Annotated in this window: 26 protein-coding genes and 1 pseudogene; 2 read left to right on the forward strand and 25 right to left on the reverse strand. The window is 30.7% G+C overall.

Annotation, left to right across the window (positions count from 1 at the left end; translation table 11 throughout):
* Window position 1: 1 nt before the first annotated feature.
* The 9 genes and pseudogenes from BN863_RS08845 to BN863_RS08880 all read right to left on the reverse strand — a co-directional run bounded on the left by BN863_RS08845 (window position 2) and on the right by BN863_RS08880 (window position 6799).
* A complete protein-coding gene (locus BN863_RS08845; RefSeq protein WP_038529689.1) occupies window positions 2-679 on the reverse strand; it encodes a hypothetical protein in 678 nt (225 codons plus the stop codon).
* Between the two features lie 101 nt (window positions 680-780).
* Window positions 781-2172 carry an alpha/beta hydrolase family protein gene (locus BN863_RS08850; RefSeq protein WP_038529691.1) on the reverse strand — a complete coding sequence of 464 codons (1392 nt, stop codon included), beginning with the start codon at window positions 2170-2172 and terminating at the stop codon, window positions 781-783.
* Between the two features lie 75 nt (window positions 2173-2247).
* A complete protein-coding gene (locus BN863_RS08855) occupies window positions 2248-2658 on the reverse strand; it encodes a hypothetical protein (RefSeq protein WP_038529693.1) in 411 nt (136 codons plus the stop codon).
* A gap of 412 nt (window positions 2659-3070) precedes the next feature.
* A pseudogene (locus tag BN863_RS18995) lies at window positions 3071-3253 on the reverse strand (VOC family protein); the annotation flags it as partial.
* Window positions 3254-3286: 33 nt separating this feature from the next.
* Window positions 3287-3529, reverse strand: coding sequence for a VOC family protein (locus BN863_RS08860; RefSeq protein ID WP_038529695.1), 243 nt, complete (start codon window positions 3527-3529; stop codon window positions 3287-3289).
* Between the two features lie 78 nt (window positions 3530-3607).
* Window positions 3608-4867: a hypothetical protein gene (locus BN863_RS08865; RefSeq protein WP_148304588.1), complete on the reverse strand. Its 1260-nt coding sequence runs from the start codon at window positions 4865-4867 to the stop codon at window positions 3608-3610.
* A 161-nt stretch (window positions 4868-5028) separates the two neighbouring features.
* Window positions 5029-5520, reverse strand: a complete 492-nt coding sequence (locus BN863_RS08870) for a hypothetical protein (protein ID WP_038529699.1) — start codon at window positions 5518-5520, stop codon at window positions 5029-5031.
* A 178-nt stretch (window positions 5521-5698) separates the two neighbouring features.
* Window positions 5699-6199, reverse strand: a complete 501-nt coding sequence (locus tag BN863_RS08875) for a hypothetical protein (RefSeq protein WP_038529701.1) — start codon at window positions 6197-6199, stop codon at window positions 5699-5701.
* Window positions 6200-6424: 225 nt separating this feature from the next.
* Window positions 6425-6799, reverse strand: a complete 375-nt coding sequence (locus tag BN863_RS08880; RefSeq protein ID WP_038529703.1) for a hypothetical protein — start codon at window positions 6797-6799, stop codon at window positions 6425-6427.
* 312 nt (window positions 6800-7111) lie between these two features.
* Between BN863_RS08880 and BN863_RS08885 the strand changes: the two genes are divergently transcribed.
* Window positions 7112-7711 carry an MCP four helix bundle domain-containing protein gene (locus tag BN863_RS08885; RefSeq protein ID WP_038529705.1) on the forward strand — a complete coding sequence of 200 codons (600 nt, stop codon included), beginning with the start codon at window positions 7112-7114 and terminating at the stop codon, window positions 7709-7711.
* Window positions 7712-8310: 599 nt separating this feature from the next.
* Here BN863_RS08885 and BN863_RS08890 read toward each other — a convergent pair.
* From BN863_RS08890 to BN863_RS08955, 14 genes are all read right to left on the reverse strand, one after another.
* The gene (locus BN863_RS08890; RefSeq protein WP_038529707.1) at window positions 8311-9036 is read right to left on the reverse strand and encodes a siderophore-interacting protein; all 726 of its coding nucleotides are present in this window, start codon (window positions 9034-9036) and stop codon (window positions 8311-8313) included.
* A gap of 4 nt (window positions 9037-9040) precedes the next feature.
* The gene (locus tag BN863_RS18015) at window positions 9041-9730 is read right to left on the reverse strand and encodes a DUF4405 domain-containing protein (RefSeq protein WP_051774642.1); all 690 of its coding nucleotides are present in this window, start codon (window positions 9728-9730) and stop codon (window positions 9041-9043) included.
* A 123-nt stretch (window positions 9731-9853) separates the two neighbouring features.
* A complete protein-coding gene (locus BN863_RS08900; protein WP_038529709.1) occupies window positions 9854-10285 on the reverse strand; it encodes a MarR family winged helix-turn-helix transcriptional regulator in 432 nt (143 codons plus the stop codon).
* Window positions 10286-10565: 280 nt separating this feature from the next.
* Window positions 10566-10874 (reverse strand): hypothetical protein, encoded by a 309-nt coding sequence (locus tag BN863_RS08905; RefSeq protein WP_148304590.1) that lies wholly within the window; start codon window positions 10872-10874, stop codon window positions 10566-10568.
* Between the two features lie 114 nt (window positions 10875-10988).
* Window positions 10989-11588 (reverse strand): hypothetical protein, encoded by a 600-nt coding sequence (locus BN863_RS08910; protein WP_038529713.1) that lies wholly within the window; start codon window positions 11586-11588, stop codon window positions 10989-10991.
* A gap of 164 nt (window positions 11589-11752) precedes the next feature.
* Window positions 11753-12178 (reverse strand): hypothetical protein, encoded by a 426-nt coding sequence (locus BN863_RS08915; RefSeq protein ID WP_148304591.1) that lies wholly within the window; start codon window positions 12176-12178, stop codon window positions 11753-11755.
* 236 nt (window positions 12179-12414) lie between these two features.
* On the reverse strand, window positions 12415-12765 hold the full coding sequence (locus BN863_RS08920) for a hypothetical protein (RefSeq protein WP_038529717.1): 351 nt from the start codon (window positions 12763-12765) through the stop codon (window positions 12415-12417).
* A 228-nt stretch (window positions 12766-12993) separates the two neighbouring features.
* A complete protein-coding gene (locus BN863_RS08925) occupies window positions 12994-15117 on the reverse strand; it encodes an ATP-binding protein (RefSeq protein ID WP_051774643.1) in 2124 nt (707 codons plus the stop codon).
* Window positions 15117-16568: an SIR2 family protein gene (locus BN863_RS08930; protein WP_051774645.1), complete on the reverse strand. Its 1452-nt coding sequence runs from the start codon at window positions 16566-16568 to the stop codon at window positions 15117-15119. Before BN863_RS08930 ends, BN863_RS08925 begins: the two co-directional genes overlap by 1 nt.
* A gap of 171 nt (window positions 16569-16739) precedes the next feature.
* Window positions 16740-17360 (reverse strand): hypothetical protein, encoded by a 621-nt coding sequence (locus BN863_RS08935; RefSeq protein WP_038529719.1) that lies wholly within the window; start codon window positions 17358-17360, stop codon window positions 16740-16742.
* 293 nt (window positions 17361-17653) lie between these two features.
* Complete coding sequence (locus BN863_RS18020) at window positions 17654-18394, reverse strand: DUF6090 family protein (protein WP_051774647.1); 741 nt, start codon at window positions 18392-18394, stop codon at window positions 17654-17656.
* A 164-nt stretch (window positions 18395-18558) separates the two neighbouring features.
* Entirely contained in the window at window positions 18559-18945 is a 387-nt protein-coding gene (locus tag BN863_RS08945; protein WP_051774650.1) for a hypothetical protein, read from the reverse strand.
* A 359-nt stretch (window positions 18946-19304) separates the two neighbouring features.
* Window positions 19305-19652: a hypothetical protein gene (locus BN863_RS08950; protein WP_038529721.1), complete on the reverse strand. Its 348-nt coding sequence runs from the start codon at window positions 19650-19652 to the stop codon at window positions 19305-19307.
* Window positions 19653-20014: 362 nt separating this feature from the next.
* Window positions 20015-20917 (reverse strand): LysR family transcriptional regulator, encoded by a 903-nt coding sequence (locus tag BN863_RS08955; RefSeq protein WP_038529723.1) that lies wholly within the window; start codon window positions 20915-20917, stop codon window positions 20015-20017.
* A 93-nt stretch (window positions 20918-21010) separates the two neighbouring features.
* Here BN863_RS08955 and BN863_RS08960 point away from each other — a divergent pair, with 93 nt between their 5' ends.
* The gene (locus BN863_RS08960; RefSeq protein WP_038529725.1) at window positions 21011-21607 is read left to right on the forward strand and encodes an NAD(P)H-dependent oxidoreductase; all 597 of its coding nucleotides are present in this window, start codon (window positions 21011-21013) and stop codon (window positions 21605-21607) included.
* A gap of 213 nt (window positions 21608-21820) precedes the next feature.
* Here the strand turns inward: BN863_RS08960 and BN863_RS08965 are convergent, their stop codons facing one another.
* Together BN863_RS08965 and BN863_RS08970 are read right to left on the reverse strand one after the other, a co-directional pair.
* Window positions 21821-22879 (reverse strand): flavin monoamine oxidase family protein, encoded by a 1059-nt coding sequence (locus tag BN863_RS08965; RefSeq protein ID WP_038529727.1) that lies wholly within the window; start codon window positions 22877-22879, stop codon window positions 21821-21823.
* A gap of 90 nt (window positions 22880-22969) precedes the next feature.
* A complete protein-coding gene (locus BN863_RS08970) occupies window positions 22970-23386 on the reverse strand; it encodes a hypothetical protein (protein ID WP_038529729.1) in 417 nt (138 codons plus the stop codon).
* Window positions 23387-23423 lie beyond the last annotated feature (37 nt).

Raw genomic sequence — 23423 nt, forward strand, 5'->3', positions numbered from 1 at the left:
TTTACACGCTCTTAGCCATAGTTCGTTTTAAAGAAGCGTTTAATGAGGCTATATATTCTTTTCTTTCAAGTAACTGACTCATATCAGCCTCAAATGTTTTGGTATTTTTCAAATTAGGCCATGCTAGTTTATTTTTGGCTATAGAATTTGATAGTAGAATATTAAAATAATTATACGCAAGAATGATGTTTTGCAATAGGTCTGTTTCAACAATTTTAAAACCTATTTTCTCTGCTGTTCGTTCATTAATTATATAGCTTGTTCCACGAATTTTAAGGTACGGACTTGCTTCGTTAGCTTCAATAAAACGTAACAAGCCTTCTAAATACTGTTGTATTATAAAGTCTGTGCGTTGCTTTCCATTCAGTTTTCGATCAATTACAAAGTAATAATCAAATAAAGTACCTCCGTGTATATTAATCAGACCATTTTTTGGTTTTTCGGATATGAATAGCGGTGAATAATAAACCATGCGTCCGCTTTTTTTAAGTGCAGGCATATCGAAAAAAGGAGCGATTATAGACAAAGTGATAATAACCACTAAAAATCCAAATCCATAAATTTCCGAATAGATAGAAATCCCAATAGCCAAAATTATAAAGGCAAGTGCACAAATTGCTATTATAGCTGTAACTCTCTGTTGCTCTTTTTTACGCTTGTTATAAAATTTATGATTCAATATCTGAAATATTTACGTGGTATGACTAAAATGCTCAAAGGCTATATCTGTGTATTCATGACATGATTTAGCAACTTTATAACACACTATTAGAAGCTATTTTATTTGGTTTGTAGTAGTATCCAATTTGTAATTTCTTCTAAAGCATCTGGAGAAAATGTCTGTTCAATAGTAGAGTATTCGTTTGGTGACCCGGTTATAGCGTCTTGAAACAAATGATTCAAATTTGGAAGTTCTTTAATGCTTATGTTTTTGTTCCCGCCTCTAATTAAAGCTTGCTCTATGGCCGATAGATTTTCTTTTGGAGGAACTTGTAAATCTTTCTCGCCATTTATAGCTAAAACAGGACATTGCACTTGCTCTAGACTAACACTCGGATTATATTTTAAAAAGTAATGAAACCAAGGTGTAGTAAACGTATCTGCAAATGTATCGACATCTTTTGCCTCCATGCCTTTTGGTAACAGCTCGGGTTGAGAAAGGAGTTGTTTATGTAACGTATCGGTTAAAACAGATTTAATAGCATCTAAATCATTGCCTTTTACAACAACATCTAAATTTGTTTTAAGAAACGCTAATTCCTGTTGTAAAGCAGATTCGTCTAAGCCGTTGGCTTTGTTAATTAATTCGGATTGCAGTAAAAAGATATCGTAACCAGAAATTCCTGGTCCGGCCAATAACACCATGAAGTTAACATCTTTAGATTTCGACGCCACCATAGGGGCAATTAAACCGCCCTCGCTATGCCCAACTAAACCAATTTTATGAGAATTGATATCTTGTCGTGTTTTTAAATATGCCATTGCACTTTCTACATCTGTAGCAAAATCTGCAGTGGTAGCCGTTTTAAAATCTCCGCTAGATTGCCCTACACCTCTATCGTCATAACGTAACACTGCTATGCCGTGTTTCGTTAAATAGTCAGAGATTACTAAAAAGGGTTTATGCCCTAATAGTTCCTCATCTCTATTTTGCGGACCACTTCCCGAAATTAAAATAACCACTGGGAAATTGGTGCCATTTTTAGGCAATGTTAATGTACCCGATAATGTAATATCAGCTTTGGTATTTTTAAAAGTCACCGCTTCCGAATTATACGGATACGGCTTTTTAGGTTCTTGTGGCCTGTTTACGATGTCTTTCTCGATAGGTTCTCTAGATAAATTCATTGGAAACTCAAGACCTCCCTGAACAAATACTCCAGTTATTTCGCCATCTTTATATTCGCCATCATAAACAATAGCCAGGTTGCTCACCATAAATTTAATTTTAGGATTAATAAAAACGGTAGAAGTTACAGGAATATTTTTTGCCCCTTGATCCGGACTATCCATTGTGGTACTAAATCCATCGTCAGTTTTTGTTACATTAAAAACAAGCCTTAACTGTGTGCCTTGTACTTTTAAAACACCATGCCACTTGCCTGTAATGTCTTGAGCAATAGATGTAAATGTAGTTAGTAAAGTCATTAATAAAACGGCAAACCTCTTCATAGTAATCGTACTGTTATTTGTATGTATGGATGGTGATTTTTGTGTGATGTATTAAAATACAATCAAATCTATACCTTAAGATTTCAAGTTAACAATTCTGTTTTTATTAAACATCTTTTTCAATGCATTAAACTCTTTCTGAGTTTTAATATCATTTAAGTCCCGCTTTTTCCCGTTTTTTAATTCAACTGAAAATCTTGTTCTTCCAAAAATAGAGGTTTCACTTAATCCCTTTATAGTATCTATTGGAATCTTCTCTGATGTCGATTTTTTAAATATGAAAAGGTATAACACCACTATTGATATTAAACCTAATACAAGCCAAACTATTTCTATAAATCCAAATCCGGTTTTATACACATCGAATAGATTTAGCATAGCATTTAATAAATTCAAAACCATAAGTATTTTCATTATAAAATAATAGTTTTTCATACCATCTTTAATTTCGATAGTTTTATCTATGTCATTGTATTTTATATTCATATTTATTATATGATTTTATGTGAATTACAACTAATGTTTATCTATAAGAATAGTTGTGGGTTTGTTTTAGTACTAAGCCGCAATTATTTTAATCTACGTAAAAAGTTTAGTCCCTTCTCCTAATTCAGTTCCGTTGACAATAAACTTTATTTCTTTTTTAGATTTCGGAACTCAAACAATTAAAAAAGGTGATAATTCCGTATCGTCAGTTTCTGTATTTGAACTAACAAGATTATATTCTATAACAAGTTTTTTTTCATTTTCGCAGTTTTGTATTTAATTGTGCTAAACTATACCATATAGCACAATTGGGCTACACAGTCCAAATATAAGATATCTATATTATATCTCTTATATAAACTAGTTCGCCTACCGTAGTAAAAAACAGGTACTGACTTAAGTTCAGAAAAAGTTAATGTTTCTTATTATTAATCTCTATCCAATACCCGTCTGGATCCTGAAAATATATTTGTCTTACACCATCTGGTCTGGATTGGATGGTTTTAGGTGCTCCTGCAAAATTAGTATAGACAATGCCTTTGGCTTCTAAATAACTTAAAAAAGCATCAAAGTCCTGAACAGCAAAAGCAAGATGAAGTACTTTATTAACATGTACAGTGCCATACTGTTAAATCTGTGCTTGTGCAATGTGTAGTTGTTGGTTTTTTCCTGTTTCAAAGAATCGGATTAATTTATAATCTGGCCAGGGTGTTTCCAACTCCTTTAAATTTAATATGTCTGCATAAAATTTTGCACTGACTTCAATATCTTCAACCTGAATGGTAGAATGGTCATGTACGAGTTCGAAGGATTGAGCCTTAACGTAATATGAACTTAAAACGAAAACACTCAGTAAGATTAAGAGTTTCATAAATTCTGGCTTTAATTAACACCTATAAGTTACAAAAAATCAGCAAAATACACTCAATTATAAACTCACACACGAACATTAGCAATCATAAAATTCTGCTGCTATGTTGATTTTTAAACCTGTTAATTTAGAGAGTTTATCTTGATAGGCATTAAATACGTGACAAGGCCCTGAAAAAATAGCGATGGATTTTTTGTTATCCTTAAAATCCAATTCTAAATAACTACCACCACCACCTTTTGCAGGCAATATATTTTGGATTGTAAAAGATTGGATTTCAGACTTGTCGAATACTTGGCAATAAGACTGATCTGCAAATCCTATTTTTGAATTTTTATGATCAATCCATAGCGTTGGAGCTTCACCAACATGAGATTTAAGGTTCTCAGGTCGACGTTTAATTTTACTATTACTTTTGTAATTTGAAACGGTTCTTATGTTTTCATTAATTTGTATAAAATCACTAACTTCAATCTTGCTCTCATAATCTAAATCGACTAAATACTCAGGATATTCCCGTTCATTTTTAACCGAGAATGATGTATAGCCACCATTAAACTGGTAGGTACTATCGTAAGTGTACACCAATGAGAAGACGATGTCGTTAGCTCGAAAAGAAAAACTATTTTGATCTTCCCGTTCGTATCCAAAGAACTGATTATCATTAGAAAAATCTGATTGTAATCTGGTTTTTAATTCATAATAACTTGTATCGGAACTAGACGCATTAATAGCATGTGTATAATAATGTAACACAGGAATATCTGTTCTAGCGTTGTCGAAATATGCTGTAAAATTGTTTAAAATAACATTCCCAATCCGAATTGGGTATTTAAATTTTAAAATCTTTTGACCGTATGGAGATACGTCAATAAACGTATGTTCGTGTTCATTTAAATCAACGTAAGTATCATCCCAACTAATAAACACTTTTTCTTCAGATTGTATTTCAAATCCCAAATTGTAATCGGTATAATTAGTATCAAGAATTGAATAGGTTGCTTCCTGTACTTTGCGCCAAATTAGTTTTTTTATTACTGAAGTCTGATTGACATGCTCAAAAAACACATCATCTTTAAATCCGAATTCAGAAGACAATTGCTTATATACTTTAGAGAACCCAATATAATTGGCAGGCAAAACATGCTGATGATGATCAAAAATAAATAACGAAGATTCGCCTTGCACATTTACAAGCACGTATGCGTATTGCATGTCTTTAATATTAACTTCGCTGTTGTGATAACTATTCCCTTTAACAATAATTTTATCACCAACAATCGACACCGCTCCTTCTCGTTCTTCTTTAGGAAATGGCCTATTTGTATCTGTATGCATTCCAAATAGTTTTTGTATCAATTTCATAGCTTCAAAAGGTATTGCATAAATTACTTGGTTTATTACTTACAGGTTTAAATACATGAATAACTTAATATTAAAATGATTCGAGCGAAGTAAACTACCGTAAATAATATATTATAGCTCGGGTTTTATGCGATTTATAATTCAATTTCCGCTAAGAAAGTTAGTGTATTAGACGCTCCAAGTTCTGATTCTATATTTTGATTATTGTATATTAATTGCGTCGTATTATAATATGAAATATTGCAAGGTATTTCAGTATAATCAGCTTCAAATTCTAAAACGATAGCGGTCGAATCGTTTAAATGAAGCGTATACTCAAATGCTGAGGCTCTAGGAATATACAATAAAAGTGTGTTATCGTAAACTCTAATATCGGCATCAGGTTCAACATATTCATTGGGCGGCATGTAATAAAAGTTTGGGTTCGAAAAGTTACCTTCAACCGTTATGTCTTTTGGGTCAATCGTACCATTTTCAATAATGTTAATACCTGTTTCATCAACAAGGCGAATGTATAAATCAGGAAATGCGGGATCAAAAAGCGCACAGTCAATGCACTCTTTATCATCATCAGAACAACTTGACATTAAAATTCCGATAAGGAAAAGCACACATATTTTTTTCATAATTCAGTTTATTAATCCAGCATGAGACGATGTTCAAATATAGTACTTCACCTTTAAAAACATCCACATAATTAAAACTAGTCTTGGTATGCTATTCTGATAACTATAATTAGGTTTCGGATTAACTCTCAATCCTATCTAAAAAGTTAGTTTTTATCTAGGACTTACCTCGAGTACATTACAAAAGGGTAAATTTCATGGTATCCATTACCCGCCACTCATCAAGTATTTTTGAAGATTTTTTTAAAATGATAAGGAATTTTTTATCGTGGCTAGAGCACTCTAAAGTAATATCACGGCGTTCTACCTGTACATTAGGGTCCGGATTATCCTTATAGCTCACATTTTGTAAAACGATATCGCCCCACATCACTCCAAAATTGCTACCTCTTTGAATGACTTTTCTAAAATCATCAGTCGCTTTGTTTCTAAAATTCGAAATTATTGAATCTGCTTCAGGAATATTTTGATCCGGTTGAGCCGTTTTTACCATAGGAATGAGATAATCGATTTCGGCTTTTGTAGGTAAGCTTTTTAAGAATTTTTTCTCGTTCTGTTTTTTTAATGAATTGAACACATTAGTCACTAATTTGGAGTCTTTTAAGTCCTCTTGAGAAAAAGCGGTGTGATAAGCTAGAATAGAAATTATAAAACAAAGTAGGTAGGTACGGCTTTTCATGAAATAAAAATTTGGCATGAAATTAACGTAAAATATAAGTTCTCCAAAATTACCTTTACGTTTTTAATCTAATAAATACAGTATGTTTCATTCTAGTCCGTACGAAAAATCAATGCATTTGTATTATACATTAGCATAGCTGATGCTAGGGTGTTGATTAGGACTGTAATTTGCTAAGTAACATGGCCAGATTGCTACGTTTTTCCTTATAATCGCTTAAGGCTTTTATTGTTTTGTTAATGTATAGGTATCGCCAATACTGTTGGTTAAAATTAGAACATTATCTTCTAAAGTGAAAGTCCAATTATTATATAAAATTAAAGTCCAATCGAAATCTGCAGTCCAATAACATAAATTCTCAAAATGTAGGCTATTATTAGCAATGTTATATGTACCATGACATATTGCAGGAAATCTATCGGTATCACTTTCACCAATATATGTACCGTTATCAAAATCCAATTCCACTTGCGATGTGATTCCTTCACGTTCGAAAATGCCGACATATGTACCCTCTAAATCGGATAGCATATCGTCATCAGTATGACACGCAAAAGCCGTAACTAAAAGTCCAATTAAAAGTAGTGTTTTTATATTCATAATACATCTTTTCTAATAGATGCGCATTGGTATAAAAAGTTGCGTTTGTAACAATCGTTTTTTTAATTAAATCGTTTTTAACGAACTAATGTAGCTAACTGTTCTCTTCATTTAATTTGTTTTAATATTATTTAAAACGCTAATGCATAAGCAAAAATAGGGATGTATAGACTAGGTGTTTTCCGTAGAAAACGCATAAATAAAATTACTTATACAGGGTAAACACTAATTTAAGCAATTAATTTAATTCAGTGTTCTGAAACGTTTTTTATATATTTGAAAATAGTTTTAAAACTCTGAAAATCGTTACCTATGGCGTTCTACAATAAGTTAAAATGGATACTCGGAATCTTAATGATCTTTGTTCTAATCATTACCACAAATTTAATCGATAAGAACAATTTTGTTCAGGTTCGTGATTCTGTAGTTACCATTTATGAAGACCGATTAATCGCTAACGATTTAATTTTTGAAATGCTAAAATCTGTGCAACAAAAGGAATTGGCAGTAGCTTTATCTGATACCACTTTTTTTAAAGGAGAGAATTCAAAAGTAGATGCTAATCTAGAAACTTTAATTAGCAGATATGAACAAACTAAACTGACTTCAGACGAAGCGACCGTGTTTACAGATTTAAAACGTAATGTGGGATTATTAATCGATTCTGAACATCACTATATAAACTCTACACTTAGTGACCGCACGCAGGTGGTGAATTACATTGAAAATTTAAAAACAAATCTTAACGACCTCTCTAAAATTCAGCTTAGTGAAGGCAGCAAGCAAATGTCTATTAGTAAACGTGCTTTAAATACTGTTGAATTGTTTACACAGATTGAGATTTACATACTGGTGTTCTTGGCTATTTTAATTCAGATTATTGTAATGTACAAGCCTAAAGATAAATCTTAACGCCATACAGGTTGTTTTTGTATAATACTTTATAACAAATTAGTCCTTAAACTTTACTTGTTTACCACTTTATTCGCAAGTGTTCTCTAAATAGTAAATTTACAACGTCCCAATTGCTGTTCTTAAATAGATAATGGTTTTTATACTGTAATGGCATAACTTAGTTTTTACACTAGGTTCTTACTGTGTCAAACTATGTGTTCCACCACCATTATAATTAACAATCATGCCATCTAAAAGTATAAGTTATCTATTAGGAAAAACATCTTTCATGATTGTCTTGGCAAGTGCTTCTTTTTCATAGGAAGAGCCTTGATCGATATAAGTAGACATTAAAACCATATTATTGGTTACTAAATAATTTAGATGGCTTGACGCAGCACCCCAACAGATTGAATCGCCAACTTTTAATTCGTCTGGATTTGGTCCCCAATGTGTTGAAACTGTTCAAACGTTAATATCTGTACTTAAATTATCGGCATACTCTATACCTTTTGCTTTTAGATAAATTGAATCTGGAAGTGGAAACTTTATGATGTTAAAGCATTTTCGATTAAGAATCAAAAACGCCAATTTATTTAGTTTGTGGTTAAAGCTTGTTATTCCAATCCTTTTTTATCAGGATTCCAAAACGGCTTAGTTTTAATGTGTTTCGTATCCCATTTTAGCTCTTTTCTTAGATAGTTATTTACAGCAATGCAAACCCTACTGTCACCAGCAATATAAGCCATTTTAACGCCTTTAAGATGAGGGATTACTTCATCTATTTTAGCTATAATTTCTTTTATATTGTTTTCTTCTATACTATAAAGGTTAAATGGTTTTTCATCATCTATATCGGCGTATAATTCTGGAATGTTCTTGTTATAAATAATACTTTCCACATGTTTATCTTTTGGTAAATATCTATTGATGATATATAAATGCGATAATGCAGATAGGTCGCCAAGCATTAAATAGCTATCTGCAGTAGTATCTACGGTAAATTTCCCTCTTTTTACTTTATAATAAACAGAGTCGCCAACCTTACAATCTTTAACCCATTGGGCGCCAATTCCATTGCTATGCGTAGCTATAGCAAGACTAAATGTGTTGTTATCTTTATCTATACTCCAAATAGAATAGCTTCTTACCATATCTTTTTTCGAGCTGGCTGCTTGACCAATACCTACGCCTAAGCGAATAAAACAGCCCGGTATAAAATCCATTGGTTTTACAGCTTCACTATGGATTTCAATTTTAAATACACTTTTAGAGAGTTGTGTTTTAGAAGTTATTACGCCACTATCCATTATTTTCTTAATAATATGTTCTATAAACGCCATAATTTTAGTTTTTCAGTTTTACTTTTAAATAAATTATTACTCGTGTTAAAACAGCAGGAATACATAAAAAGACAGTTACTTTTACTAATGGAAGAATATACATTAACCATTGTATTCCTGCCTTTTTAGGTCCTGATGCTGTTATGTTTTTAGTGCTGTTACGTGTTATAGTTTCTGCCCAGTCTGTAAACTCTATAAGCCAGATACCTAGAGAAAGTATTATACTTAGAGCGATAAGAATTAGGAATTCTGTTTTACGATTACGAAGAATATTTGAGATTTGTTTTATATTATGAAATTCGGATACAAACTTTAATTTTTGAAGTGTTTTTACAATCCAGTTCCAATGTAGTGCCAAGTGAATTCCTAAAAGTGCTATAAATAGTGTTGCCGAAGCATTATGTAACATCGTCCAAAACGGATTTATACTAAAATGGATGCCTATAGCAGGTAAAGCAGCTTCAGATATTACAATTCCTGAAACAGTTACCAATAGCATGACTATATATAAAATCCAATTGAACACGTAATCAAACTTGGTTTTGTGTAATTTTTTTTTGAATAGATTTTTGGAATGTTTTGTAATCCAGTTCCAATTAATGATTAGATGTAAGAAAAATGGGATTAAGATTATAAAACTCAACCATTCATGTATTGCTATTCCTGTACTTTGAGGTATAAGCACAAGAATCATTACTATAAAAATAACAAGTCTAGAATAACGCGTGTTTTAGATATATTACCTGAGTTCTGGTTTAACTTTTTCATATTTGTATTTTATCACACTGTTGATTAATCAACAATAATGGGAAATTTTTTAATTAATATTATTAAGTAATTTGTTAAGCAGTTTATTTAAATCTTTTGCTTCGGCCTCAGAAAAACAGCTTAATGCTTCTTTTACAGTTTCATGAGATGCTTTATTAAATACCTGTACGACATGTTTACCTTCTTGGGTTAGTGATATGGTATACGACCTAGAATCTTTTCCTGAATTTCTTGTTACTAGTTTTTTGTTTTCTAAATGATCTATTAATCGTTTAATTGCAGCCCTATTTTTATGCTGAAGTTCTGCAAGCTGACTTTGATTCATCTCCCCTTCATTAGATATAAGAACCAATAATCGCCATTGTTCGGGCGTAGTATTTAATCTAGTGTTTTTAAATCTAGCTTGTAATTTTTGCTGTAATATTCTAGATATGGTAGTGGTTAAAAAGCCAACCGAATCCGTAAATACATACTTTTCCATGGAATATATGTTGATTAGTCAACAAAAATAATAAAAATTATTAAACGGTATCAATAGAAATCAATTTGTTTGTAGAGTGAATCGTTTGACTAATTGGGAATACTAAACACAGAAGACAACATGCTGTATACTATTATACGTAACTAATAATCTATACATTAACAAACAGTCTGAATCAAGTTTATTAAATTCTGAAACATATAAAAAAAACTATTCCCAAACACAAACTAGTACAAATTCAATTTCTGACATAAGCTCAGGTAAATTATCCGTAGTATCTTTATACTTTTCTCTTGTTTAATTCGGTTTTTAATTTTTTAATTTTAGCTAACTGTATGAATAAAATCGAAATGCAGACAAGTCCAATTATACTTATTTCCAAAAATAAAGGTCTGTTTTCCATATTTAAAAGTCCATAAATAGAAAAACTATATAAAGATATTATAAGTAATATTAGAGTTAGTTTAATTTCTTTAATAGATTTTAATTCGATGTTCAGTTTTTCGGTCGATTTATTTTTCAAGTAACTTATTTCCATTTCAGTTTGTTTTTTCCACATTAAGCTCAACGGGCTTGTGTATGATTTCATTGCGTGGTTTAAGCACTTAACTTTGCAAGTACACACCGAACTGAAAATCCTCAGGATTTTCAGAAGTATACGAGAACAAGCAATTACTAATAGCCATTGTTGTACATAGTGTTTTTATTCAGCTTTAATTTCATATGGTTTTTCTGGGAATCCGAATAGAATTGCTTTTTCCTCGTCAATTTCCTTTATTCCAATTAGTGTCTTTCGTTCATCATTTTCGAAAATTGATGCGAAATAAGTTCCTTGCAAATGTTCTAATACTAATTTCCGTCCATTTCTTTTCATTCTTTTATTTATTTCTTGGATTACTGGACTATCCAAAATTTTGTTGAACGTTAATGGTATTTTCTCGTTATTCCACGCTGCTTTGAATTCGAGCGTCTCAATTTTTTTAGATTCAAGTTTCGTTTTGGTTGGTTCAATTCTCTCATAGTCAGTCGCAAACTCAGTATCCTCTATTTTCGATTCAGTTTCGCTCAACACAGTGTGAGTTTTTCCCATTCTGAATATTCTTATTCGATTGTCATTTATAAATTCATATTTTGATTCGGAAAGTTTCTCGCTCCATTCAGTTCGAACTTTTAATAATTCATTTCCGCTTTTTAATTCAAGTTCAAAATGTATAATTTGATTGTTATAGAATTCAATAAATTCTGGTCGACAATAGTCGTCTCCTGTTTTAATCTTTAACCAAGTTCCATTCAGGTTTTTCATTTATTTTCTGCGGTTTTGGGACATTATGCACAACGATTTTGTAAAAAATTAGTGTGGTTTTGTGTGCGTGGATTTTCCGAAGGAAAATCAGAAGCAAGCAAAAGCGCACGGACTCTTGATTAAGCTCTAAACTAAGCATTATTTTTATACGGCTTAAGTTAGCTTTAGTTATTTTTATATTCAAAGTCAAGTTCAAACCTTTGATTTATTGAGTCGATGTCCTTTATTAGGAATTTCAATTCTCCTTTTTCAAACGGTGTTTCTCCGACATAATCAATAGGTTGAATATAATATTTTCTGTTTTTTATATCATAAAATCTTACGAAACCGTAATGATATGCAGATTTTACATTTGTCCATTCCGTTTGAGATTGTTTTTCGAGTTTATCATATGTTAAAGAAGTATATGGTAATCCGACTGTTATGTTTCTTAATTCAAATTCTGTTGAATTATAAAGACTAAATTTTAATTCCTTTTTTGTTTCGCTTTTTTCGGCTTTAATCTCAACTTTTTCGTTCTGATTTTTTAATTCCTTTTTACAATTATAAAAAGTAAGTCCTAAAATCAATATGAAGAGTGTTTTTTTCATAATTAAAGCTAACGGTCTCGTATAAGAATAGTTGCGGGTTTGTTTACGAGGATTTTCCGAAGGAAAATCAGACGTTACAAACACGCAACTACCTTTGATTAAGCACTAAACCGCAATTGTTTTTATACGGTATTGTAAACAATGCTTTTATCAGTTCCCTTTATTAATTCAGGTTTTCAACTTCAAATTCAAGAGTTAATATGTTTCAATTCCAAATTCAGTTTAGTTATATTTTTTTAGTGAGTTAAATTCTCAACCAATATCTTTCCAAGTTTAAAACCTAGCAAACCAAAAAACACTCCAAAAAGCATCCAATATAACCTGTGTTTCTTATTATATTCAAGATTTATGGTCTCGATTAATTCTCTATTTTCAGAGAGTTGAATATTAATTCCATCTTTTGCAAATAATTTAGCTTTAGATTTTAAAATGTAATTTTTAGAGTTCAGTTCGAATTTATGTTCAATTCCAGTTATTGAAAATCTATTCGAAATTTTCTTTCCATTTATTAAAACAATCTCAAATCCAAGCACAGAATTCAGAAATTCTATTTTGTTATTGTCAATGTCAAATTCAGCATATTTCATTTGTTATGGTTTTTTTTGCATTGTTTACAACGGTTGGGCTATGGTTAGTACGGGATTAAAAATAGCATAATTTTCGGATTTGCACTTAGCCAAAGCTTTTTATTTTGTTTTTATCTTTTTTATTTTAAAGCCAAATCAAAAGATTTGGCGGACTTAGTAAATATACACAGACTTTTGTTTAAGCACCAAAACCCGTATTAATTATAGCCATTGTTGTGCTTTCGTGTTTTATTCATTAGGTTCTATATTGGAAGGATTATATTTTTCACCTTTTTCCCAAGCTTCTGCAATTTTCACATAATTAGGGAAATTTTCATCCAAGTCTGCTGTCCAATTTTCTACAAATTTAGGGTTATTACTATTGGGTCTTGGATTTGCATTATTCATTCTTGCTTGAACTGGCGTTCTAACAGCATCACCCATAACTACAACATGTTGTTGTGGTAAAATAGGTAACTGTTGGAGAATATCCTCATTAGCAGCAGAAACTAATTGTCTAACATATTTCTGGTCTTCTGGGTTTTGAAGTCTATGTATAATAAATGAATTACATTGAGATAATACAGTCTTTGATAATTCTGATGGACGTTGGCTAGAAACAAGTAAAGAAATACCATATTTACGACCTTCTCTAGCAATTCTTTCAAAAACTTTTTTAGCTATTGATTCTCTATCACCTCTATTTTTTTCGGGAATATAATTTTGAGCCTCTTCTAATGCAATTACAATTGGTAATTTACCTCTATTACTTTCAGACAAACGAGAAGTGAAATCTAATATAAGTCGTCCAATTAACCCTGTAATTGTTTCTAAAACCTCAAATGGTAATAAAGACATGTCAATAATTGTCACTTGACTAGATTTGTCTTCTTGTAATTTTTCTATTTCAGTTTTACCTAATTTAGCTTTATATGATTCGGTAAATAAGTCAGTGTCTGTTGAGTTATAAACTTTACAAAAGTCTCCTAAAATAAATGAAATGAATTTTGCTAATGCATTTGTGATTTCTCCTGTTTCATTCAATAGTAAAGGCTTCGAAATTCTTTCATCACCTAGATAGGATTGTAGTCGCAGTCTTAACGTTGATACAAATTCTCTTAATCTATTGCCTGAATTTTCTTGCTCGTTTATTGCCTCATCAAAAAACCTTGTAATTAATTCTTGAAAATTAAAACGAACAGGTAAATCTATATTTTTCTCAATTGAAATTTGTTTTTCATTTTGTTTACTAATATACTCTAGGTAGCTTTCATTTAATTCCTTCAATATTTCAGACACCCTTTTTATTGAAATTTCTTCACCAAGTTCTTGTACTAATTCTTTAATGTTTTCTATTGTTTCATTATCGTTTGTGTTTATTGCTTCAGCTAAACCTAGAATTTCATTTTCATCATTGTAGTTCCAATTTCCATAACTTTGAGTACACTTTCTTTTTTTTATATCATCAGGAGAACTTTCAATAATATTTAGAATTCCTTTTTCAACAAATTTATCAAGAATTGGTTTATCACTAATTTCAGCTTGATTTTTTGCTAGTCCAATTGCTCTTTTAAATACAGGAGCTTGTGTTCCTGAAGTTGGCTCAAATAAATAATCAAAATCAGCAAAATTCATAAACCAAAAAGGAACTTTTAGACCATCTTTATCTATGTGAAATGGGTTGACTAATTCTAAGTTTTTACATGGGGTATCTTTAGTGCCTTGAAATGCTTGTTTATATTCTCCGTTTGTATCAAATATTATAATGTGAGCATTTTTGAGCTTTTTCCCATTATAGTCAAAATCAAACATGCTTTGAATAATAGAAGCAAATGTACATGACTTACCAGAGCCTGTATTTCCCAATATTGCAGCATGTTTACCAAAAAATTTATCAGGATTTATTTTTATTTTATAATCTGAAAACGAAGGAGATGTTCCAATAGGTAGGTAGTAATCATCAACAAAGTTGATTGATGATTTTTCTTTTTGGTCAAAAATATTATCCAAATCTTGACTGGTTACATACCAAACGGGATTGTCAAGAATAGGATAATTGTAAACTCCTTGAATATATTTTCCGCTATTTTCAATTGTTCCAATCATTGTTGCTACCAAATATCTTGCGGATTTCGTCAGAAATATTGCTTCTTTATTTTTTCCAATTTCAGTTTCATCAATAGACCTTACACTTGTAACCATAGCTACAATTTTATCAGAGCCAATTGGTATAATAACATAGGAATTAATTCTAGCGACTTCAAATATATCTTCATAACCACTTTTATAAAGACTTTTTAAATCATCATCAAGTCGTATATATGCCCTAAAGCTATCAACAGAAATTACCTTTCCAATACTTCTTTCACTCATTATTCTTTGTCTTTAGTTGGTTCAGCTTTAGAAGTTTTTGTACTTAATAGTTCATTTAATGTATTTGCAACTTTTTCGTTATTATCGATATTATTGAAATTTGGCATTAGTGTATCTGAAAAAGTTAAAAAGTCACCAAAAAAAGCTCCTTCTAATATGATTATTCTCGGGTCATTAAGTTCTTTCAGGTTTTTTATGTATTCATTTTGAGTCCCTTGAAAATCAATTACAATAAGAGTGAAAGTCGGGTTTGATAAAGCCTGATAAATAATATCATTAAAATGGTCGTCACCAAATGAATAACCTACTGTTAGTAAAACTGATTGAGATTGAGTTATTGTTGATGCAAACTGTCTAAAAAGTTCTGAGTAAGGCAAGTCAAGAGTGTATGACTTCTTAACAGCAGAAGGATAAATTATTATTTCTCCTTTTTTCTTTAGAGAATCTATTAGTTCTAAAGGTTTTTCTTCAATACCATAGAGATTGTTTGCATCCCTTGATTCCGAATTTACCCAAGATAATGAACCATGTAATTTATAATACCTTACTACTTTTTCTATTCTTTGTACTTTGCCTGAAGTAGTAGAGCCTGGATAAAAAATATCATATTCAAACGTTTCAGGTTTGAAAAATCTTTTATGAAACCCTGAAAAACCATCAATATAATGAACTCCAAGCTTATCAAAAGCATATTCGAAAGCTAAATCATAGTTTGCAGTAAATATATTTGCTCGTCTTAAATTTAATGGTCTTTGAAGAAGAGCTTTTAAGAATTTTTCGTGAAAAATATATTTGCTTTTCGATTCAAGTAATTCTCCTTGGGCTTTTTCTTTGGTGAATTGACTTGCCTTTTTTCTGTCAATTATTGTTTGAGAAACAGGTCTGTTTTCTAAGTTACACACATTAAATAAGCCTTCTTTAATAGTTGTAATTAATTCAGCATATTTGTCTGTTCTTGCTTTGCTTTTGTCCTCACTAAAAACAAAATCCATTGCTATTAAATAATTTAAAACTTTTTCATATTCTATAGCGATTTCCTTTGAATCAATATCTCGTACAATGTCATCTGTAATTTCAAATTTCCATTTTCTTTCATCTTCAAAAGTTTGAGTATCTGGAATTAAATGTTCTTTACCAAATTTTAAAACGTCCCCTTGCAATTGTTTAATAACGAAAATAAAATGGTTATAAATACCATTACCTTCAGGATCTTGTTCTTTTATATAATTTTCTACTTCTAAAGGGAAATTTCGAATTGCAACTGCTCCTAAATGAATTGAAGTGCCTGAACCAAAAAGAAAACTAACATTATCTAATTCAAGATAATTCTTCAGCATTAATTTGATTTTATCAATGATTTTACCTTGGTCTAAATCTTCAGCTATCCAATCAGCTAACTTATCTGTACTTCCAAAGAGAACTTTGTTTCTTGCTGGGTCAAAATGTGTCATTCAGTTTAATTTATTTTTAGTTCAGTAGTTTTTTACATGAAGCACAACTATTATATATAGCACATATGCACTATATATCTAATATAAAACTTTATCACATATATCACTTATTTGATTCTATCAATTTCATTATAAAAATTCATGCGGTCTAATCTAGGGACGCAACAAGCCTTAATCCTGTACGGTATAAAGGGTTTCTAAGAAGCGAGGTTTAGATACTGTTTTATCTGTTTCAAGAGTTTTTAATACGCCAGCTACTATAATTTTTTTATTTGGTAGTTTTTCCGAAGTTTTAGAATGTGCAATTATAAAGGATTCAGACGTTTGTTCGTCCCTCAATTCATAAACATCATATTGGTCTATTAACGGAATTAACGAGAACGTAGTTACGCCTCCAACCATATTGGGCACCATAATAAATCCATTAAAATCTGATTTAGAATCTATGAGTTTAGGGACACCTGTCAATATTAAATTAGAAGATACTATTCCCTGCTCCTCTACCTCTGAGGGAAGCAAATGCTGGGTTTTGTATTTTAAATAATTAGCTTTTAAGTCATCATCTAATTTTGAAACCACGAGGTCCTTTTCATCTTGGTTTAATTTAGAAATCGATACTTCTAAAAACAGGATCATACGCTGTATATCACTAAAAAGTCCTCCTGTTTTACCCAATTCTGCCTGACTGATTACACCGTCTTCGGCTTGAGTAAGTAGGTTGTAAAACCGACCTCCATTGTCTAAAGATTTTAAGGCTTCATTGACTTCTGTATACGGATGAACATTTTTCATTAGGTCTTATTTTTAGTACATTACTTTAATTAGATACGGCTTAAGAAGATGGAATAACATACGACTTTAAAACCCATCTATCAAATATAAAATATATGCGGTAAATATCTTGTATATAACACCTTGGTTATCCCATTTTTTAAAAATAAAGCATAAAAAAATACTTACACATTCATACTGCTAAATGTTGAAGCATTAATATAATAGTATTTATCAGTATAACGATAAGGTTGTATTACAATAGCTTTTTTTATAAAGGGTTATGTTTTTCAATCACTAAGGTTTTGGTAATTTTATCTTTTTTGATTTAAATACGCTTCAATTTCTGTATACAAATGATGTGAATCCTTTTTATAACCTTCTACACGATTTATATAAGAATATGCATAAGTGAGCTCTTTGTTTATTAGCAAATAAAATTCGTCCCGTTGCATCATTTTCAACATCATCGGAATTTCAGAACGGTTGATAGTATTTGGAAATTTAGGATTAAACACTTTAATAGAGTTAAGATAATCAGCATATCCACTTTGTAAATTTGCTGCATATTGTACTGAAAAATCTTGACCGAGGTAATAATCACCTATATGCTTTCTAATAACTTCATCAGATATCAGGCTTATATTACCAGTACTTACTAATTCTTTAAATGTTCGGTTATTACTAATAAATCGTCCAACACCATAAATTCCACCAAAAGAGATATCGTTTAAAAATTGAAGCGTATCGTTTGGAATTACTTTAGTCTTATAATAGTCTTTAGCTTTTATTAGTGCTGCTATTTTTTTAGAACCATTTTTCAACCAAGTTCTTTCGTAAAATATTGAATCGGACTTTATATCTACTTTTAGGTTTTCTAAATAACTCATTTCTCTAATCCTATTTTTCCGGTTCTCGTTACTGTTATTTATTTGTAACGCAATTAAAATACCGATAACCACCAAAACGATTTCACCAATGGCATAAAGTAAATACTTACTGAATTTGTTTTCGGTAACAAGCTGTTGTCTAATTTGTCTAAAGAACTTAATCATGGATAGCAGTTGGTTTTAGCGAGACCTCCTGGTCTTGTGTATGAAACGTAGCGTGTAAAAAGACACTGAATTTTAAGATTACATCCAAACCCTTGTGTTAACAAAGACTTGTGTTGTTTTTAAAATACAATGCCGACAGTAGTAACTGTTTTATTATTTCATTGTCAGGGTAATTTATTTTTATTTCGATAAAAATGGCCTTCTTTTTTTAACAATAAGTAGGTCCAAGTCCCTCCTAAAAAGTCTATTACTGCAATTATTATTATTCTAGGAGATACTAAATCTAGCAACACAAATGCACTGAAGAAAACAATTACTGTAAACCGAATAAAAGCAGTTGTCTTCAAAATTAAAATAAGCTCATATTTAGCAGCGATGAAATAGTAAACAGCAGTAGCCATTAATAAAATGCCCTCAAATCTAATCCAAACTTCATGAGTGGGTTCAATTCCAAATAAGCTAAGCAATACATTAGGCACTAACAATAGCATTAATCCGATAAGTGCCAAATAGATACCATAAATAAAAACACTTTTTGCTGATGGACTCATTATCTTATCCGATTAAATAATATATTAATGCCAACAATCACGACCATGTTGAGTGAACCGGTTGCATTATAGGATTTCCCGAAGGAAAACCAGATGTAAGTAAACACAATAGCTTACACGATGAAGCTAAAAATAGCAAATTTTTATATACGTCTTAAGTTAGTGGTTCGTTATTTGTATTCAAATTATTAATAGTTGTTTTTGTTGTAGTCTCTAATTCTCTACATCATTGATATTATAATTAAAACACTCGATAAAATAAACACTAAAATATGCTGTCAATTTTTTCGGATGTTATAAAATTCCCAATCATTAAAATTGCACTTGCAATAATTATTATTAAATATAAATTCTCTTCATTAATTCAGAGTTTCAACTAATAAATTCAATAATTTATAAGCTCCAATTCCTAGTCCAGTACCAATCAGCATCCAATAAATTATTTGTTTTTTGTCGGCTCTAACAATTTGCTTTTCAATTGTTTCTCCGTTTTTTAATAATTCCAACTGAATTTCTCTTTTATCGAATTGTTTGTATTTAGATTTCAAAATAAAATTTTCGGAATTCAGATTCAGGTTGTGTTTGAAACCTGAGAAAGAGAATTTTTTTGAAACCGTTTTTCCGTTTAGCAAAACACTTTCAATTCCGAATACAGAATTTATAAATTCTATTTTATTATTTTCAACATTAAATTCGACGTATTTCATTTTCGTTCAGCTTTTCGGTATTGTTTACAGCTATTACATATAACACAAATGCACTATATGTATTAAATATAACACATCTCTACAAATCCACATCTATAATTTATTCATTTTTAGAAGTTTTATTAGTTTACCGCTCCCCCACACCATTCCAATTTAAGGTTCTAAAACTGTTTTTTTAAATGTATTGAGATAAAAAAACACAAATCCTACACCAAAAACACACCGTTATCGGATAGCTTTAAAGTTGCATTCGGAATCACTAGTAAACACTAGAGTTAGCAGTGCATACATATAGAACTACTTACATTAAAAACTTATGCGTTTTTACTTATCCTGAACTACCGAAGGTTATTGTACTACATTTATTTCATTTTTGATTTAAATATAGTCTTAATGGTTTCTAATTCTTTTTTGTATTTCAAATCTGTTCTTGATGCAAAATACAAGGTGTTTTCTGTTTTAACTTTTCCTTCCCAAACTAAAAGTATTTCGTTTTTTAAAATTTGTTCTCGACATAAAAAATCGGGAACTAATGCAAGTCCGTTACCATGGTTTAAACATCTAATTATAGAAGTAATATTTGGTAAAATGTAATTGGGTTTAAAAGCAGGTTTCTTATTAAAATTTTCAAACCAAAAACGTCTAAAATGTTCCATTTCGTTAGATGAACTATACCAAATGTTTTTAAGAAGTTCGTCTTCTAACTTGTTTAAATCATTAGATTTTAGGTGTTCCTGTAATTGGGTTGTATCGGTTTTATTGCCAGCTACTAAAACGATTCTTTCTTTTGAAAACGGAATATACTCCACTAACGATTTTTTTTCATTCTGTTTTTTAGGTGTGATTACTAAATCTAAAATGCCATTGTTTAGGTCTTTTATTAAGTCTATATGTGATCCAAATCTAGCCACTAAGTCAAAGTCTAGTTTAGGGATTTCAGGTTCAATAATGAGTTGAAACATTTCTGAACACATTCCTATATTTAAAGATGGATTTTTTTCTTGTGTTGTTTTCTTAAAATGCTGTTCTGCTATTTCAAGTTTAGTTAAAGATTCAATAATATATTCATATAGGAATTTCCCATCCTCTGTTGGAATCATTTTTCTTGAAGTGCGTTCAAATAGTTTTTTGCCAACATACGCTTCTAAAGCATTTAAGTGTACACTAACTCCAGGTTGGGACGCATATAAAGCAATAGAAGCTTTGGTTAACGTTCCATTCTCATATATTTCTTTAAATGTTCTGTACCATTCTAAATTCACCATAACTATCAAAATTTTGATACAAAGGTATGATTTGTATTATTTTTACAATAATAAGTATTGCTTTAATTTTGCTTCAAATAAAATAAGAGACAAATGAAAAATATATTTATAATTAACGGCAGTCATCCATTTGCGCATTCTGGTGGAAGATTTAACGACACACTTTTCAACAATACGATTTCATTTTTTGAGACGCGTGAAGAATTTGAAGTGAAATATACTCAAGTAGGTGAAAATTATAACGTAAAAGAAGAGGTTGAAAAATTTAAGTGGGCAGATGTAGTGATTTATCATACGCCAATTTGGTGGTTTCAAATACCATTTGGATTTAAAAAATATATAGATGAAGTTTTTACGGAAGGCCATCAAAATGGAATTTATGCCAATGATGGTAGAAGTAGAACAAATCCAAAAATCAATTACGGGACGGGTGGTTTAATGCACGGAAAAAAATATATACTAACTACAAGTTGGAATGCACCTAAAACCTCATTTACTTTAGAAAATGAATTTTTTAATCAGAAAAGTGTCGATGAAGGTGCTATGTTTGGATTTCACAGAATGAATGCTTTTACAGGAATGGAATTATTAGCCACACATCATTTTCACGATATGGAAAAAAATGCAGATGTGCCTACGGAGTTGAATAATTACAATACTTTTTTAAATGATTTAGTGATTAATTTGTAATGATTTAGATTCGAAAATGCAGTACTGCGGTCTTGTGTAACTTTAAGTTGGCAGTTAATATACACTAAATTACAGTTTAGCATTTGCTTTAGTCATTCGGAGTGGGTTCGGACGTCGCCGAATCCACCAACTAGAGCATGGCGACAGGTGAACGCCTTTAAACTATATAATACTGAATAATTAGCGGTTATATATAGTTAGCTGTTGGATTTCTTATTCTCGTATTTTTTTTAAAGTGTTTAGCGCAGAAAGTATTGCTCCTTCCATATAGCCAGAGAATTCATCGGTGGATTCTGTCCCAGAAAAATATAATTTATCACCCATATAGGTTTCCTTAAATACCGGATGTCCGTTATTTTGATGTGGTATATTAATTAATCGATTACCATTTAGAATAAAGTCGTCTGTCCATATTTTTTCAGAGTAAGTTAAGGGAGTCGAGGCATCTTCTCCTAAAAGCTCCTCTAATTGCTTTAATACAAGTGCCTTTCTGAGTGCTTTAGTATAGGTTGATGAACTACCATTTAAGAAACCTGTAAAACCAAATTTATCTTCTTCAAAATTAGTATGGTCGTACATTTCAGAAACAATTCCTACATGACTGTACAACATTCCGGAGTATCCGTTTCTTCTCCAAAATGGTTCCGAATATTCTAAAACAAATTTAATGGATCCCGCCATCCAAGTTTGAACCGTTGGAAGTACAGCTGAAATATTGTTAGGCAGTTCAGGGATAAATTTAATTTGCGACCCCACCAACTGAACAGGTAAGCATAAGATAACTTTATCAGCTATAAATTTTTCTCCTTTATTGGAATGCACTATTAATTCATTTTCAATGTCTTCAATGCAAACAACTTTAGTTTTTAATTTAATGTGTTCAGCATCTATTTTTTCATATAGAGTGCTTATTAAATGCTCCGTTCCGCCTGCAATTCTATAAGATGGCGTTTCGGCTTCAGGTATATAAAATTCCTGAGCGGGTTCAAATGATTTGGTTTGAAATAAAGATTTTCCTTTAGAGTATTGGGGGAATTTTTTTAATTCTAATTCATCCAATAAGGAAATTAAGTTGGGATGTATATCAGAGAACCAAGTTGCCCCTAATTCCATCGGTGTTTCATTTTCTCCTTTTATGGTTTGTATTCTCCCACCACATCTATTCGAAGCTTCTAAGACTGTTGCATACACATTCTTTTTTGATAATAAATATGCCAAGGTAAGACCGCTAAGTCCAGCACCAATGATGATGATTCTTTCGTTTTGTTTCATTAATTGATATTTTCTGAATTCAGCTGTTTGGTAACGGTTTCGGTTATGAGTAGTTATCTGTTTTGATTAAGCACTAAATAACACTAAGTTTTAAATAGTGTTAGCAATAGTCTTTTTTACTATTATTTCATTCAGTTTCTGAGTATCTGGTTCCGCTATTTCATTCAAATCTAACGTAACTTTAGTTCCGTTAGTTTTTGTTATTATTAAGTTCTTATCGTTGAGTTCCGTCTTTATAATTTGGTTAAAAGTTAATGATTTTCCAAAAAAAGAATTGCCTTTAATGTTAACACCTTTTTTATTCCATTGTACATAGTTTTTATACCAAAACATTTTACTGTAATAAAGAACTTGTAATAAAAAACCACTTTTTAAAAAGTATGTATTTAAGTCTTTATTTGAATATGCTATAGGTTCAAAAATTCCAATCATAAAACAAATAATAGATAATATTAAGATTGCAATCCAAAACTTATTTCTCATATTATCAAAATGTATGTTTTTCATTTGCTTATTATTGATTTAATTAACTTATATGCACATA

It is taken from the genome of Formosa agariphila KMM 3901 (assembly GCF_000723205.1).
GTDB lineage: Bacteria > Bacteroidota > Bacteroidia > Flavobacteriales > Flavobacteriaceae > Formosa > Formosa agariphila.

Coding starts and splice junctions, on each gene's coding strand:
- BN863_RS08850 (WP_038529691.1), bottom strand. CDS start 2,172: ATGAAGAGGTTTGCCGTTTTATTAATGACTTTACTAACTACATTTACA.
- BN863_RS08855 (WP_038529693.1), bottom strand. CDS start 2,658: ATGAATATAAAATACAATGACATAGATAAAACTATCGAAATTAAAGAT.
- BN863_RS08860 (WP_038529695.1), bottom strand. CDS start 3,529: ATGAAACTCTTAATCTTACTGAGTGTTTTCGTTTTAAGTTCATATTAC.
- BN863_RS08865 (WP_148304588.1), bottom strand. CDS start 4,867: ATGCATACAGATACAAATAGGCCATTTCCTAAAGAAGAACGAGAAGGA.
- BN863_RS08870 (WP_038529699.1), bottom strand. CDS start 5,520: ATGAAAAAAATATGTGTGCTTTTCCTTATCGGAATTTTAATGTCAAGT.
- BN863_RS08875 (WP_038529701.1), bottom strand. CDS start 6,199: ATGAAAAGCCGTACCTACCTACTTTGTTTTATAATTTCTATTCTAGCT.
- BN863_RS08880 (WP_038529703.1), bottom strand. CDS start 6,799: ATGAATATAAAAACACTACTTTTAATTGGACTTTTAGTTACGGCTTTT.
- BN863_RS08885 (WP_038529705.1), top strand. CDS start 7,112: ATGGCGTTCTACAATAAGTTAAAATGGATACTCGGAATCTTAATGATC.
- BN863_RS08890 (WP_038529707.1), bottom strand. CDS start 9,036: ATGGCGTTTATAGAACATATTATTAAGAAAATAATGGATAGTGGCGTA.
- BN863_RS18015 (WP_051774642.1), bottom strand. CDS start 9,730: ATGATTCTTGTGCTTATACCTCAAAGTACAGGAATAGCAATACATGAA.
- BN863_RS08900 (WP_038529709.1), bottom strand. CDS start 10,285: ATGGAAAAGTATGTATTTACGGATTCGGTTGGCTTTTTAACCACTACC.
- BN863_RS08905 (WP_148304590.1), bottom strand. CDS start 10,874: ATGAAATCATACACAAGCCCGTTGAGCTTAATGTGGAAAAAACAAACT.
- BN863_RS08910 (WP_038529713.1), bottom strand. CDS start 11,588: ATGAAAAACCTGAATGGAACTTGGTTAAAGATTAAAACAGGAGACGAC.
- BN863_RS08915 (WP_148304591.1), bottom strand. CDS start 12,178: ATGAAAAAAACACTCTTCATATTGATTTTAGGACTTACTTTTTATAAT.
- BN863_RS08920 (WP_038529717.1), bottom strand. CDS start 12,765: ATGAAATATGCTGAATTTGACATTGACAATAACAAAATAGAATTTCTG.
- BN863_RS08925 (WP_051774643.1), bottom strand. CDS start 15,117: ATGAGTGAAAGAAGTATTGGAAAGGTAATTTCTGTTGATAGCTTTAGG.
- BN863_RS08930 (WP_051774645.1), bottom strand. CDS start 16,568: ATGACACATTTTGACCCAGCAAGAAACAAAGTTCTCTTTGGAAGTACA.
- BN863_RS08935 (WP_038529719.1), bottom strand. CDS start 17,360: ATGAAAAATGTTCATCCGTATACAGAAGTCAATGAAGCCTTAAAATCT.
- BN863_RS18020 (WP_051774647.1), bottom strand. CDS start 18,394: ATGATTAAGTTCTTTAGACAAATTAGACAACAGCTTGTTACCGAAAAC.
- BN863_RS08945 (WP_051774650.1), bottom strand. CDS start 18,945: ATGAGTCCATCAGCAAAAAGTGTTTTTATTTATGGTATCTATTTGGCA.
- BN863_RS08950 (WP_038529721.1), bottom strand. CDS start 19,652: ATGAAATACGTCGAATTTAATGTTGAAAATAATAAAATAGAATTTATA.
- BN863_RS08955 (WP_038529723.1), bottom strand. CDS start 20,917: ATGGTGAATTTAGAATGGTACAGAACATTTAAAGAAATATATGAGAAT.
- BN863_RS08960 (WP_038529725.1), top strand. CDS start 21,011: ATGAAAAATATATTTATAATTAACGGCAGTCATCCATTTGCGCATTCT.
- BN863_RS08965 (WP_038529727.1), bottom strand. CDS start 22,879: ATGAAACAAAACGAAAGAATCATCATCATTGGTGCTGGACTTAGCGGT.
- BN863_RS08970 (WP_038529729.1), bottom strand. CDS start 23,386: ATGAAAAACATACATTTTGATAATATGAGAAATAAGTTTTGGATTGCA.